General features: G+C 72.5%; 11 protein-coding genes. 9 read left to right on the top strand and 2 right to left on the bottom strand.

All coding sequences use genetic code 11. The features are described from left to right. Positions 1 to 10 precede the first annotated feature (10 nt). The gene (gene mtnA, locus G3I78_RS24830) at positions 11 to 1,042 is read right to left on the bottom strand and encodes an S-methyl-5-thioribose-1-phosphate isomerase (protein WP_164428247.1); all 1,032 of its coding nucleotides are present in this window, start codon (positions 1,040 to 1,042) and stop codon (positions 11 to 13) included. 295 nt (positions 1,043 to 1,337) lie between these two features. On the opposite strand from mtnA, the gene G3I78_RS24825 reads away from it, so the two are divergent. The 9 genes from G3I78_RS24825 to G3I78_RS24785 all read left to right on the top strand — a co-directional run bounded on the left by G3I78_RS24825 (position 1,338) and on the right by G3I78_RS24785 (position 11,740). Beyond that, positions 1,338 to 2,393 carry a BMP family ABC transporter substrate-binding protein gene (locus G3I78_RS24825; protein WP_164428245.1) on the top strand — a complete coding sequence of 352 codons (1,056 nt, stop codon included), beginning with the start codon at positions 1,338 to 1,340 and terminating at the stop codon, positions 2,391 to 2,393. After that, the gene (locus G3I78_RS24820; RefSeq protein WP_164428243.1) at positions 2,374 to 3,915 is read left to right on the top strand and encodes an ABC transporter ATP-binding protein; all 1,542 of its coding nucleotides are present in this window, start codon (positions 2,374 to 2,376) and stop codon (positions 3,913 to 3,915) included. The genes G3I78_RS24825 and G3I78_RS24820 overlap by 20 nt, the downstream gene beginning before the upstream one ends. Position 3,916: 1 nt before the next feature. Then, positions 3,917 to 4,960: an ABC transporter permease gene (locus G3I78_RS24815; RefSeq protein ID WP_164428241.1), complete on the top strand. Its 1,044-nt coding sequence runs from the start codon at positions 3,917 to 3,919 to the stop codon at positions 4,958 to 4,960. After that, positions 4,960 to 5,829 (top strand): ABC transporter permease, encoded by an 870-nt coding sequence (locus G3I78_RS24810; protein WP_164428239.1) that lies wholly within the window; start codon positions 4,960 to 4,962, stop codon positions 5,827 to 5,829. Before G3I78_RS24815 ends, G3I78_RS24810 begins: the two co-directional genes overlap by 1 nt. Next, positions 5,826 to 6,602, top strand: a complete 777-nt coding sequence (locus G3I78_RS24805; RefSeq protein WP_164428237.1) for a nucleoside phosphorylase — start codon at positions 5,826 to 5,828, stop codon at positions 6,600 to 6,602. The genes G3I78_RS24810 and G3I78_RS24805 overlap by 4 nt, the downstream gene beginning before the upstream one ends. Continuing rightward, the gene (locus G3I78_RS24800; protein WP_164428235.1) at positions 6,599 to 7,894 is read left to right on the top strand and encodes an amidohydrolase; all 1,296 of its coding nucleotides are present in this window, start codon (positions 6,599 to 6,601) and stop codon (positions 7,892 to 7,894) included. Before G3I78_RS24805 ends, G3I78_RS24800 begins: the two co-directional genes overlap by 4 nt. A gap of 89 nt (positions 7,895 to 7,983) precedes the next feature. Continuing rightward, positions 7,984 to 8,655, top strand: coding sequence for a FadR/GntR family transcriptional regulator (locus G3I78_RS24795; protein ID WP_164428233.1), 672 nt, complete (start codon positions 7,984 to 7,986; stop codon positions 8,653 to 8,655). A 129-nt stretch (positions 8,656 to 8,784) separates the two neighbouring features. After that, positions 8,785 to 9,807, top strand: a complete 1,023-nt coding sequence (locus G3I78_RS24790; protein ID WP_164428230.1) for a PAC2 family protein — start codon at positions 8,785 to 8,787, stop codon at positions 9,805 to 9,807. Positions 9,808 to 9,979: 172 nt separating this feature from the next. Beyond that, positions 9,980 to 11,740, top strand: coding sequence for a S8 family peptidase (locus tag G3I78_RS24785; protein ID WP_164428229.1), 1,761 nt, complete (start codon positions 9,980 to 9,982; stop codon positions 11,738 to 11,740). Positions 11,741 to 11,918: 178 nt separating this feature from the next. Here the strand turns inward: G3I78_RS24785 and mshC are convergent, their stop codons facing one another. Further along, complete coding sequence (gene mshC / locus G3I78_RS24780) at positions 11,919 to 13,148, bottom strand: cysteine--1-D-myo-inosityl 2-amino-2-deoxy-alpha-D-glucopyranoside ligase (protein ID WP_164428227.1); 1,230 nt, start codon at positions 13,146 to 13,148, stop codon at positions 11,919 to 11,921. Positions 13,149 to 13,234 lie beyond the last annotated feature (86 nt).

Raw genomic sequence — 13,234 nt, 5'->3', positions numbered from 1 at the left:
TCCTGTGCGCCTACTTCAGCCGGTCGCCCGGCAGTTCGCCCGCCGAGACCTCCAGCACACCCCGCTCGGTCACCAGCCCGGTCACCAGCCGCCCCGGTGTCACGTCGAACGCCGGGTTGTGGCCGCGGGACTCCGCCGGAGCCGTGCGGACACCGGCCCACTCCAACACCTCGGCCTCACCGCGGAGTTCGATGTGGATGTCGTCGCCGGTCGCGGTGGAGAGGTCCACCGTGGTCGTGGGCGCCGCCACCAGGAAGGGGATGCCGGCGTCGGCGCAGGCGAGGGCGACGCCCACGGTGCCGACCTTGTTCGCCGTGTCGCCGTTGGCCGCGATGCGGTCCGCGCCGACGATCGCCGCGTCGACCTCGCCGCGCAGGATCGTGCCCGCCGCCGCCCCGTCGGCCTGGACGTAGTGCGGGATGCCCTCCTGGACCAACTCCCAGGCGGTGAGCCGGGATCCCTGGAGCAGGGGACGCGTCTCGTCGGCGTAGACGACCTCCAGGCGTCCGCGCGCGTGGAGTTCACGGATGACACCGAGGGCCGTGCCCCACCCGGCCGTCGCGAGGGCGCCGGTGTTGCAGTGCGTCAGAATCCTCAACGGCCGGTCGGCGCCCACCTTTTCGAGCAGCCAATCAGCACCGAAGGCGCCCATCGCCCGGTTCGCCGAGACGTCCTCGCGCTGGACGGTGGCGGCCTCTTCCAGCACCGCGTCGAGCCCTTCGCCGAAGCGGGTCATCACGCGGTCCACGCACACCATGAGGTTGACGGCGGTGGGCCGGGCCTCCCGGACGCGGGCGACGGCCGCCCGCACCTCGGTCTCCGACCAGCCCTCCCGCTCGCCCTGTACGAGAGCCAGTGCCACGCCGTATCCGCCCGCCGCCCCGATCGCGGGCGCGCCGCGCACCACGAGGCGCTGGATCGCGTCGACCAGGGTGTCCACATCGCGGACAGCCATCGTCTCGGTGCGGTGCGGCAGCAGCGTCTGGTCGATGAGGGCGAGGCCGTCTCCGGTCCAGTCGACGGCACGCAATTCCTGGGACATTTCGGGACACTCCTGATGTTCCGGTGGTGTTTGCCACCGTACATGACCTGGGAGAACCATAGTTCGAGACATTCGAGCGGGTGTCTGGAACCGGGTGGTACTGTCCACCAACCAGTCCGCAGACCGAGACGAAGGAGGAAGCCCGTGCTGCTGACCAAGCGCCGTTTCCTCGACTTCGGTCGGTGTGCGGGCGACGGCTGTCGACGCTGACCCGTCCCTCTCCCCCCACGGCGCTCCCGCCCACCCTCACGCGCTCCCGTCGGAGCGCGCACTGCCGTATCCCGGAAGGTCCCCGATGTCCCGCAGAAACCGCCGTACGCTCCAAGTCGCCGCCGCCACCGCACTCCTGGTCACCGCGGCCACCGCCTGCAACGCCGCCGCCAAGAACGACACCGCCTCCGACTCCGCGAGCGGCGGCAGCGGCAAGTCGTTCACCCTGGTCACCCCGGACGCCGTGGGCCAGAACGAGTTCCTGAAGCTCGCCGTCACCGGGATCAAGGACGCGGCGAAGCAGCACGACGGCACGCAGAAGGTCTACGAGTCCACGGACACCGCGTCCCAGCAGCAGAACGTGCAGGCCGCGGTGGACGCCAAGCCGGACGTCATCGTGCTGGTCGGCTTCGAGTTCGCCGACCTCGTCGCCCAGCAGGCGCAGAAGAACCCGAAGCAGCAGTTCCTGATCATCGACGCCTGCACCACGAAGACGTATCAGAACGTCAGCTGCGCGGTCTTCCGCGAGCACGAGGGTGTCTACCTCGCCGGCGCCGAGGCGGGCCTGCTGTCCAAGTCCGGCAAGGTCGGCGCGGTCGACGTCCTCGACACGCCCCAGTTCCGCCGCTACAGCGACCCGTTCGCGGCCGGTGCCAAGAAGGTCGCCGCCAAGACGCAGACCTCCACGCGGTTCGTCGGCGGCCAGTCCCCCTTCGACGACTCGGCGCGCGCCAAGGAGCAGGCGAACACCCTGCTGGCCAAGGGCTACGACCAGATCATGGCGGCCGCGGCGGCCGGCAACTACGGCGTCTTCGAGGCCGCGAAGGCCAAGGGCGCGTTCGCGTACGGCGTCGACGTCAACCAGTGCCCCTCGGCGCCCGGCACGGTCGTCGACAACGTGATCAAGCGCACGGACATCGCCGTGGAGAAGGGCGTCGAGTCGGTGCTGTCCGGCACGACGGGCACGACGGTGTCGTACGGCCTCAAGGAGGGCGGCATCAGCCTGACCGGCCTGGAGGCCGGCGTCGACTCGTCGAAGTGCGTGATCGCCGACCACAAGGACGTCCTGACGAAGGTCAAGGAACTGCGCGACCAGATCGTCGCCGGGAAGCTGACGGTCGATGACCCCGCCGCGAGCTGAACCTCGGGACAGCGCGGACGTCGCGGTCGAGCTCCGGGGAATCACCAAGCGGTTCCCCGGCACGCTCGCCAACGACTCCGTCGACCTGACCGTCCGCCGCGGTGAGATCCACGCGCTGATGGGCGAGAACGGCGCGGGCAAGTCCACGCTCATGTCGGTCCTGTACGGCATGGAGCGCCCGGATGCCGGGACGATCCGTATCGAGGGGCGGGACGTCACCTTCGGCAGCCCGTCCGACGCGATGGCCGCCGGGCTCGGCATGGTCCACCAGAGCTTCAAGCTGTTCGACTCGCTGACGGTCGCCGAGAACGTCGTCTACGCCGCCGAGCCGCGCCGCTTCGGCCTGCTGGACCGGGCCGCGGCCCGCCTCCGGGTGCGCGAGCTGGCCGAGGAGCACGGCCTGGCGGTGGACCCGGACGCCCGGGTCGGCGAGCTGCCGGTCGGCCTGCGTCAGCGCGTCGAGATCCTGAAGCTGCTGCACCGCGGTGCCCGCACGCTGATCCTCGACGAGCCGACGGCGGTGCTCACGCCCTCCGAGGCCGACGCCCTCTTCGCCGTGCTCAAGTCGCTGGCGGCGGAGGGCCGTACGGTGATCCTCGTCACGCACAAGCTGCGCGAGGTGCTGGAGGGCAGCGACAACGTCACCGTTCTGCGGGACGGCCGGGTCGTGGCCCGCCTGGTCACCGCCGAGACCTCGGCCGACGAGATCGCCGCCGCGATGACCGGCCGCGCGGTCGAACTGGACCGCATCCACGCGCCGGGGACACCGGCTGACGTGGTGCTGGAGGTGTCCGGTCTCGCGACTCCCGGGGTGCACGAGGCCCAACTCACCGTCCGCGCGGGCGAGATCGTCGGCATCGCGGGCGTCGCGGGCAACGGACAGAGCGAGCTGGTCGAGGCGCTGGCCGGGCTCCGGCCGGTGACGTCCGGCCGTGTGGCCCTCAAGGGCGACGACATCACCCACGCCTCGGCCACCGAACGCCGTCTCAAGGGCCTGGCGTACGTCCCCGAGGACCGGCACGCGGTCGGTACGGCCCCTGCCGCGTCCGTGGCGGACAACCTCGCGATGGGACACCACCGGACGTCCCTGTCGCACCGCGGCCTGCTGCCGCCGGCGTCCGTCCGGGCACACGCGCGGCGGCTGATCGAGCGCTTCGGCATCAAGGCGCCCACCCCGGACACCCGGGCCTCCGCACTCTCCGGCGGCAACCTCCAGAAGCTGCTGATCGGCCGCGAACTCGCCCATGACGCCCCGCTGTTGCTCGTCGAGCAGCCCACGCGCGGCGTCGACATCGGCGCGATCCAGAACATCCACGACCAGCTGATCGCCTACCGCGACGCCGGTCACGCCGTCCTCCTCGTCTCGGCCGAACTCAGCGAGATCCGTGGGCTCGCGGACCGGGTCCTCGTGATGTACGAGGGCCGGATCACGGCGGCCTACGACAAGTCCGCAGCGGACGAACGGACGTTGGGGCTCGCGATGGCGGGCGGCACGAGCGAGCGAGTGGAAGCCGCCGACTGACATGAGACTCGAACGAATAGCCGGAGCCCTGCGCTCCCCCATCACCTTCTCCGTGCTCGCGGGCGTCGTCATCGGCGCGCTCTTCCTCGTCGGCACCGGCGCGGACCCGATCACGGCCTACCAGGCGGTCCTCACCGGCTCGTTGGGCGCCGACGGCATCGGCTCCACGCTGTCCACGGGCACGAGCGTGCTCGGCATGGCGCTCGCGCTGGCGATCCCGCTGCGCGCCGGGCTGATCAACCTCGGCGGCGACGGGCAGATGGTGCTCGGCGGGATCACCGCCGCCGTCACCGGCCTGTACTCGCCGCTGCCCGCGCCCCTCACCGTCGTCCTCGCCCTGGTCGCCGGCATGGCGGCGGGAGCCGTGTACGCCGCCCTGGCCGCCCTGTGCGAGAACCACCTGGGCGTCCCGCTCCTGGTCAGCAGCCTGCTGCTCAGCTACCCGGCGGTCTCGCTGGCCTCCTACCTGGCCCGCTACCCGCTCAAGGAGCCCGGCTCCAGCCTGCCGCAGACCCGGGCCATGCCCGAGGGGGTGGCACTTCACGAGTTCGGCGACTCCACGGTCACGGTCGGCCTCCTCCTCGTCGTCCTCGCGGCGGCCGCCTACTGGTTCACGGACCGGCGCACCGCCTTCGGGTACGAGATCCGCATGACGGGTCTCAACGCGCGCTTCTCCGCGTACGCCGGTGTCGAACGCCGGGGCCTGACGCTGAAGTTGATGTCGATCTCGGGTGCGCTCGCCGGACTCGTGGGCGCGATCGGGGTGTTGAGCTTCCCGTACCGCTTCGTGGACGGCTCGCTCACGGCACCCGGCTACACCTGGACGGGGCTCACGGCCGCGCTGCTGGCGACGGCGGCCCCGCTCGGCACGGTGATCTCGGCGTTCTTCTTCGCGGTCCTCCAGGTCGGCGGACTCGCGATGGAGCGCACGACCGAGGTACCGCGCGAGCTGACGCAGGTGCTCCAGGCGATCGTGATCGTGTTCCTCGCAGCCCGGCTGCGTCTCCCCGGCCGCTGGTTCAACCGCCGTAAGGAGGCGGTGTGATGTTCTTCGACTCCGATCTGCTGATGTCGGCGCTGCGTGCGCTGACCCCGATCCTGCTGGCCGCGCTCGGCGGCGCGATCTGCGAACGGGCGGGCGTGTTCAACATCGGCCTCGAAGGCATGATGCTGATGGGCTGTTTCACGTCGGTCGCGACCAGCTGGTTCACCGGCAGCGCCTGGCTCGGCGTGCTGGCGGCGGCCCTCGCGGCGGCCGCGTACTCGCTGATCCTGGCCGTCGGCACGGTAACTCTGCGCGGGGACGCGGTGGTTCTGGGCGTGGCCATGAATCTCCTGGCCGTCGGACTGACGGGCTTCCTCCTGCGTACGGTCTTCGGTGTGCAGGGCACTTTCGACGATCCGTCACTGGCCGGGCTGCCTCTGGTCGGTGGCTTCACCCCGCTCACGTATCTGTCGTGGGCGGCGGTCGCCGTGGCCGCGGTGATGCTGTCGCGGCACGTGTGGGGGCTCCGGCTGCGCGGGGTCGGCGAGGCACCGGACGCGGCGGCCACGCTCGGGGTGAGCCCGGCCAAGTACAAGTACGCGGCCATCCTGGTCTCCGGAGTCCTGTGCGGGCTCGCCGGGGCCCAACTCGCCCTCGGCAACGTCACCTTGTTCACCGAGAACATGACGGCGGGCCGTGGCTGGATCGCCGTCGTCGCGGTCATGCTCGGCCGTGCCGCCCCGGTCGGCGTCCTGCTCGCCGCGCTGCTCTTCGGCCTCGCCGAGGCGGCCGGCTTCCGTCTCCAGGGCCTCGGTCTGCCCCAGCAGGCGACCGACGCCGCGCCCTATGTCGTCACGCTGGGCGCCCTCTTCCTCACGACGGCCCGCCGCCGTCGCCGTACCCCTTCTCCGTCCGGAGCCGCCTCATGAGCCAGGATCAGCCCAGCCAGGACCAGCCAGACCTCCTCCCCGTCACCCGCATACCGCGCACCGGCCTTCCGGAGCACGCCGTCGTCGTAGGCGACCCGGCCCGCGCTGGCGCCGTCGCCGCCCTGCTCGACGGTGCCGTGGAGGTGTCGTACCACCGCGAGTACCGGGTGTTCAGCGGGAGTTGGAAGGGCGTGCCGGTCGTCGTCGCCTCGCACGGCGTGGGCGGTCCGGGCGCGATCCTGCTGTTCCAGGAGCTGGCGGACGCGGGGGTCCGCACGCTCCTGCGGTTCGGTACGGCGGGCGCGATGAAGCCCGGGATCGGCGACGGCGATCTCGTCATCGCCGAGGCGGCCGTACGGGACGACGGGGTGACCCAGCAGCTGCTGCCGCCCGAGTACCCGGCGGTCTCGGCACCCGAGGCGGTCCTGGCGCTCCAGCGGGCGGCCCACGAGACCGGGGCACCGCACCACCGGGGCATCGTCTGGACCCGGGCCGCCTTCCAGCCAGGGCTCCTCCCGCTGTTCTCCTACGACGGTGCCGGGCTCGCGGCGATCGAGATGGAGCTGTCCGCGCTGCTGGTCACCGCCTCGCTGCGGGGGCTGGTCGCGGGTGGCGTGCTGGTGGTGGACGGGGCGAACGCGGACGAGCTGGTGGACGACGAGGGCGCCAGCGTCTACGACCCGCACCGGGACGTCGTGGCGGCCGGTGTCGAGCGGGGCGCGGTGGTCTCCCTGGAGGCGCTGCGGCTGCTCGCCGAGGGGGACGCCCTGTGAACATCGACCTGTTGGTGCACGGCGGTGCCGTCCTGACGGTCGACGAGGCCGGAACCGTGGTTCACAGCGGTGCCGTCGCTGTTCACGAGGGCGAGATAGTGGCCGTCGGTCAGGCAGAAGAGCTGTGTACTCGGTTCACAGCCGGAGAGTCCATTGACGCCTCGGGCTGTCTGATCCTGCCGGGGCTGATCAACACCCACACCCACCTCGCGATGACCCTGCTGCGGGGCCGCGCCGACGACGTGACCCTCCAGGGGTTCCTGGAGCGGGTGCTGCCCGCCGAGGCCGAGCTGTTGGCGCCGAAGAACGTGGCGGCGGCCGTGCGGCTGGCGGTCGCCGAGAGCGTACGGGCCGGGGTGACCTCGGCGCTCGACATGTACTGGTTCCACGAGGCGGCCGAGCAGGCGGCCCGGGAGGCGGGCTGGCGGCTGCACTCCGGCCCCACCTTCATGGACGTACCGGAACCGCCCGACGGGCGGGCGTACGAGGAGCGGCTCGCGTGGGCCCGGCGCGACCTGGAGGCACGCGGCGAGGCCCGGCACGGCCGCCGTCCCGTCGTCTTCGCGCACTCCGCGTACACCCTCTCCCCCGACCAGCTGACCGGGATCGCCGCCCTGGCACGCGAGTTCGGGGCGCTGCTGCACATCCACGCGGCGGAGAACGCCACCGAGGTCGCCACCGTGGAGACGCGGTACGGGAAACGGCCGGTGCAGCTCCTCGACTCGCTCGGGCTGCTCGGCCCCGACCTGCTGCTCGCGCACGCCGTCGACCTCACCGGGCCGGAGATCGCGGCACTGGCCCGCACCGGCACCTCGGTCGCCCACTGTCCGGTCTCCAACCTCAAGCTGGGCTGCGGGATCGCGCCGGTGCCGCGGCTGCTGAGCGCGGGGGTGACCGTCGGGCTCGGCACGGACGGGGCCGTCAGCTCCAACTCGCTGGACGTGCTGGGGGCCGTACGGCAGGCGGCGCTCGTGCACAAGGCGGGCGGTGACCCCACGGCGGTCGGCGCCGAGACCGCCGTACGCATGGCGACGATCGAGGGCGCGCGGGCGCTGGGGCTGGCGGAGCACCTGGGGTCGCTGGAGGCGGGCAAGCGGGCCGATCTGATCGTCCTGGACCTGGACGCCCCGCATCTGCGGCCGCTGCACGACCCGTGGTCGACGCTGGCGTACGCGGCGCACTCCGCGGACGTCCGGGACACGGTCGTGGACGGGCGGGTGCTGATGCGGGACCGTGAGCTGCGGACGCTCGACGAGGGGGCCGTGATCGCGGATCTGGAAGCACTCGTCTGAGCAGATGCCCATAATGGGCTGAGACATCCGACGTCTCGCATGTGAAGAGACGACGTCTCGCACTCTATGAGGCGACAGGGAGGCCGGTCATGGCAGTCACCGACGAGGCGATCGAGAAGATCAAGGACATGATCGTCTCCGGCGCTCTGCGCCCCGGCGACCGGCTCCCCAAGGAGAGCGAACTCGCCTCCGAGCTGGGACTTTCGCGCAACTCGCTGCGCGAGGCGGTGCGGGCGCTGTCGCTGATCCGGATCCTGGACGTCCGCCAGGGCGACGGCACGTACGTGACCAGCCTGGACCCGCAACTCCTGCTGGAGGCGCTGAGCTTCGTCGTGGACTTCCACCGCGACGACACCGTCCTGGAGTTCCTCGCGGTGCGCCGCATCCTGGAGCCGGCCGCCACCGCGATGGCCGCCTCCCGGATCAGCGAGCAGCAACTGGACGCGCTGAGCGCCCAGTTGGACAAGCTCGGCGACAGTCCGTCGGTGGAGGAGCTGGTCGCCTGCGACCTCGACTTCCACCGCGGGATCGTGCAGAGCTCCGGCAACTCCGTGCTCTGCTCCCTCCTGGACGGCCTCTCCGGGCCCACCACCCGGGCCCGGATCTGGCGCGGTCTGACCCAGGAGGACGCGGTCAGCCGCACCCTGCACGAGCACCGCGCGATCCTCGCGGCGCTGCGGGACCGGGACGGGGAGGCGGCGCGTTCGTGGGCGACGGTGCACATCGCGAGTGTCGAACAGTGGTTGCGCGCAAGCCTCTGAAGGGGGGTGTTCGAGGGTGGCGAACGGGGCAGTGATCGTTCACTCCCCCGTGCAAGGGGGCTGCGGGCGCCCCCGTCGGACGCCGTAAGGTTGGTGCGTTAAGCGAGGGCACGTCGGAAGGAGGCCTGGGTGATCGAGCTCGAGGGGGTTCCCGAGCTGATCGACCCGGTCATGGTGGCCGCGTTCGAGGGCTGGAACGATGCCGGCGACGCCGCCTCCACCGCGGTCGCGCATCTGGACAGGGAGTGGAAGGGCGAGGTGTTCGCGGCGCTCGACGCCGAGGACTACTACGACTTCCAGGTGAACCGCCCCACGGTGTGGCTGGACGGCGGAGTGCGCAAGATCACGTGGCCGACGACAAGGTTGTCGGTGGTCCGCGTCGGCGGTGAGAAGCCGCGCGATCTCGTACTCGTCCGAGGTATCGAACCGTCGATGCGGTGGCGCTCGTTCTGCAACGAGCTGCTGGGCTTCGCCCACGAACTGGGCGTGGAGCTGGTGGTGATCCTGGGCGCGCTGCTCGGTGACACCCCGCACACCCGACCGGTGCCGATCAGCGGGACCACGTCCGACGCGGACCTGGCCCAGCGGATGGACCTGGAGGAGACCAAGTACGAGGGCCCCACGGGCATCGTCGGCATCCTCCAGGAGGCCTGCACCCACGCGGGCGTGCCCGCGGTGTCGCTCTGGGCGGCCGTACCGCACTACGTCTCGCAGCCGCCGAACCCGAAGGCGACGCTGGCCCTCCTGAACCGTCTGGAGGACCTGATCGACGTACGGATCCCGCTGGGCGAGCTGGCCGAGGACGCGCGCGCGTGGCAGGTCGGCGTGGACCAGCTGGCGGCCGAGGACACCGAGGTCGCGGAGTACGTCCAGACGCTGGAGGAGGCCCGGGACACCGCGGAGCTGCCGGAGGCCTCGGGCGAGGCGATCGCCCGGGAGTTCGAGCGGTATCTGCGGCGCCGGGACGGCGGTCAGCCGGGTCAGCCGGGCGGGCACGCGACCGCGGACGGGAGCGACAGTTCGACCTATCTGCGGGACAGCCCAGGTGGTCGTACGAAGCCTCCCAGGTCGCCGCGGCCGGAGACCGACACGGGGCCGGAAGCGGAACCTGAGCCGGAGCCGGACGACGGGGACGCGTCGTCGGAGGATTGAGCGGATGAGGGCGGTGCGTGAGCACCGCCCTCACCTGTCCGTCGGAGCGTTCCGCCGCCGCTCCCCCGAACGCGGTCTGGACGGGCCGCCGCCGTGGTGCTTGGTTGTCCCCCGAAGGCACGGAGGCACCCGCAGCGCCCGCGTCGTCCGCACGGGAGGGGAGCGGCACCCGATGACCGAGCCGGTTCAGCCGCCGCGGGGCCCGGGCCCCGACGGAGCGGGATTCACCTACCGGGGAGCCGAACGCGAACTGATCGTCGTCGCCCGCCCCGAGGCCCGGCTGCGTGCCGGGGCCGAAGGGGTCCGCTCGGCCGCCGGTGCCGATGTGTCGGCCCTCGACCTGTACCTCCACGCCGAACAGCTCTCCCTGGAGCCGCTGTTCGGCGGCGAGGAGCGCGTGCGGCGGTCGGTGGGCGAGGGCGCGCCCGATCTCGCGCGCTTCTACCGGGTGCGCGGCGGGGCGGACCGGGCCGATGAACTGCGGGCCGGGATCGCCGTGTTGCCGGGCGTCGACACGGCGTACGTCAAGCCGCCCGCCGTCCCCGCGACGGTGGCCGACGACGAGCACCGGCTCAACGAGGGCGCGCCCGGACCGCAAGAAGGCGCGCCTCGGCTGCAAGAGGGCGCGCCCGGGCCGACGGAAGGCCCGCCGCTCACGCCCGACTTCACCGGCCGGCAGGGCTATCTGCGCCCCGCGCCCGAGGGGGTCGACGCCCACTGGGCCTGGCTGCGTCCCGGCGGAACGGGTCGGGGGGTGACCGTGATCGACGTCGAGGGCGCCTGGCAGCTGGGCCACGAGGACCTGGCCGCCGGGCCGGCCGGCGTGGTCGTCGGCACCCCGCTCGCCGACCTGGCCTGGCGCAACCACGGCACCGCGGTGCTCGGCGTGCTCGGCGGGGCCCCGGGCGGGCCGGGAGTGACCGGGATCGTGCCGGAGGCGGTGACCGCGGCCGCGTCCTTCCAGGGCCTCGGCACGGCGGCGGCGATCCACGCGGCGGCCGGCCGGCTGGGCCCCGGTGACGTCGTCCTGGTCGGACTGCACCGCCCCGGACCGCGGTTCGGCCACGAGGTCCGCGAGGACCAGCGCGGCTGCGTCCCGGTCGAGTGGTGGCCGGACGACTTCGCGGCCGTACGGTTCGCGACCGCCAGGGGTGTCCTGGTCGTGGCGGCCGGGGGCAACGGCGGCGAGTGTCTCGACGACGCCGTCTACGAGCGCCGCCCCGACGACTTCCCTCAGTGGTGGCGCAACCCGTTCAACCCCGCCCACCCGTCCTCCGGCGCGGTCCTGGTCGGCGCGGGCGCCCCGCCGCCCGGCACCCACGGCCGCGACCACGGCCCGGACCGCTCCCGGCTCGCGTTCTCCAACCACGGCGCCCGCGTGGACGCCCAGGGCTGGGGCCGCGAGGTCACCACCACCGGCGGCTCCTGGGACCGGCCGGGCGATCTCCAGGGCGGGCCCGAGGAGATCGCCTGGTACACGGACACGTTCTCCGGGACCTCCGCGGCCGCCGCGCAGGTGGTCGGCGCGCTGGCCGCGCTCCAGGGCATGCTCAAGGCTGCCGCCCAGCCGCCGATGACCCCGGAACGCGCGCGTACGGTGCTGCGCGCGACGGGCTCACCGCAGCAGGACGCGCCGGGCCGTCCGGCCGCCCAGCGGATCGGCAACAGGCCCGACATCAGGGCCGCGGTGACCCGGCTGCTGCCGGACGCGGTCGGCTCGGGCCAGGCGGAGCGGTACTGGGACGAGTTGCTGCCGTATCCGAGTGAACTCCCGCCACGCCTGCGGCTGTTCGTGTCCGGCGCGTGGCGCAGCCTGAACCACCCCTCCCCCGAGATCCGGCAGGCGGTGCACGCGGCCTTCGCGAGCGGACGGCCCGACGTCCGGGTGTGGTTCTCGGACGACGAGATCGTCGGCCTGGTGGTCGCGGGCTGACGGTCCCCGCACGGCATTCCCAGGACGTGCGGCGCCCTCAGCCGGCGCGGCATCCCCAGGACGCACGGCACCCGCAGGACGAAGGGGCGCTTCCCTCCGCGGAGAGGAAACGCCCCTTTCCCCAGGGCTCCCTACGGCTTCCTACTTTCCCCAGGGCTCCCTGCGACTCCCTACGGCCTCACAGCGCGACTCCGAGGAGCGCGTCCACCGCACGCGTCACCACGCCGGGCGCGCCCGTGTCGGTGCCGCCGTGCTCCTCCTGTGCGGCGGCCCAGCGGTCCACGGCGAGCAGCGCGGCCGGGGCGTCCAGGTCGTTCGAGAGGGCCTCGCGGATCTCCTCGACGAGCGCCTCGGCGGAGGGTCCGTCGGGCCGGGAGACGGCGGCACGCCAGCGGCCGAGCCGGTCCACGGCGTCCTGGAGGACCTGGTCGGTCCACTCCCAGTCGGCCCGGTAGTGGTGGGCGAGCAGGGCGAGCCGGATGGCTGCGGGGTCGACGCCGTCGCGGCGCAGCTGGGAGACGAAGACCAGGTTGCCCTTGGACTTGGACATCTTCTCGCCGTCGAGGCCGACCATGCCGGCGTGGACGTACGCCTTGGCCATGGGGAACTCGCCGGTGAGCGCCTGGGCGTGGGAGGCGCCCATCTCGTGGTGCGGGAAGGCGAGGTCGGAGCCGCCGCCCTGGACGTCGAAGGTCATGCCCAGGTGGTCGAGGGCGATGGCGACGCACTCGATGTGCCAGCCGGGGCGTCCCCGGCCGAGCGAGGCGCCGTCCCAGCTGGGCTCGCCCTCGCGGGCGGCCATCCACAGCATCGGGTCGAGCGGGTTCTTCTTGCCCGGGCGGTCCGGGTCGCCGCCGCGCTCGGCGGACAGCAGCCGCATGGCGGCCGCGTCGAGGTTCGAGACCTTGCCGAAGTTGGGGTCGGACTCGACGGAGAAGTAGGTGTCGCCCTCGAGTTCGTAGGCGGCACCGGCGTCCCGCAGCCGCTCGACGAGCGGCACGATCCCGGGTATCGCCTCGACCGCGCCGATGTAGTCCCGCGGGGGGAGCATCCGCAGGGCGGTCATGTCCTCGCGGAAGAGGGCCGTCTCCTTCTCGGCGAGGGCGGTCCAGTCGACGCTGTCCCGCTCGGCGCGCTCCAGGAGCGGGTCGTCGATGTCGGTGACGTTCTGGACGTAGTGGACCTGGCGCTTGGTGTCGAGCCACACGCGCTGCACGAGGTCGAACGCGTTGTAGGTCGCCGCGTGCCCCATGTGGGTGGCGTCGTACGGCGTGATGCCGCAGACGTAGAGACGGGCGACGGGACCGGGGTCGAGGGTGACAAGACCGTCGGTCGCGGTGTCGTGGATCCTCAGGTCGCGGCCCTGACCAGGCAGGGCGGGGACCTCGGAAGCGGGCCAGGCATGCATGTCATGAGCCTAACCGGACTGGTGTTCCGTATACGAACCGGACCGGGCCGGATGGCCGGTAAGGCCTTCTTGCGCGGTCCGGTGCC

This window comes from Streptomyces sp. SID13726, assembly GCF_010548375.1.
Classification (GTDB): domain Bacteria; phylum Actinomycetota; class Actinomycetes; order Streptomycetales; family Streptomycetaceae; genus Streptomyces.
The sequence above is the reverse complement of the archived record's forward strand: the minus strand, read 5'-3'. Positions and strand labels throughout refer to the sequence as shown.

Excerpts from the sequence above, each read along its gene's own strand:
- G3I78_RS24815 (WP_164428241.1), top strand. The coding sequence starts at position 3,917 with ATGAGACTCGAACGAATAGCCGGAGCCCTGCGCTCCCCCATCACCTTC.
- G3I78_RS24795 (WP_164428233.1), top strand. The coding sequence starts at position 7,984 with ATGGCAGTCACCGACGAGGCGATCGAGAAGATCAAGGACATGATCGTC.
- G3I78_RS24810 (WP_164428239.1), top strand. The coding sequence starts at position 4,960 with ATGTTCTTCGACTCCGATCTGCTGATGTCGGCGCTGCGTGCGCTGACC.
- G3I78_RS24785 (WP_164428229.1), top strand. The coding sequence starts at position 9,980 with ATGACCGAGCCGGTTCAGCCGCCGCGGGGCCCGGGCCCCGACGGAGCG.
- G3I78_RS24825 (WP_164428245.1), top strand. The coding sequence starts at position 1,338 with ATGTCCCGCAGAAACCGCCGTACGCTCCAAGTCGCCGCCGCCACCGCA.
- G3I78_RS24805 (WP_164428237.1), top strand. The coding sequence starts at position 5,826 with ATGAGCCAGGATCAGCCCAGCCAGGACCAGCCAGACCTCCTCCCCGTC.
- mshC (WP_164428227.1), bottom strand. The coding sequence starts at position 13,148 with ATGCATGCCTGGCCCGCTTCCGAGGTCCCCGCCCTGCCTGGTCAGGGC.
- G3I78_RS24820 (WP_164428243.1), top strand. The coding sequence starts at position 2,374 with ATGACCCCGCCGCGAGCTGAACCTCGGGACAGCGCGGACGTCGCGGTC.
- mtnA (WP_164428247.1), bottom strand. The coding sequence starts at position 1,042 with ATGTCCCAGGAATTGCGTGCCGTCGACTGGACCGGAGACGGCCTCGCC.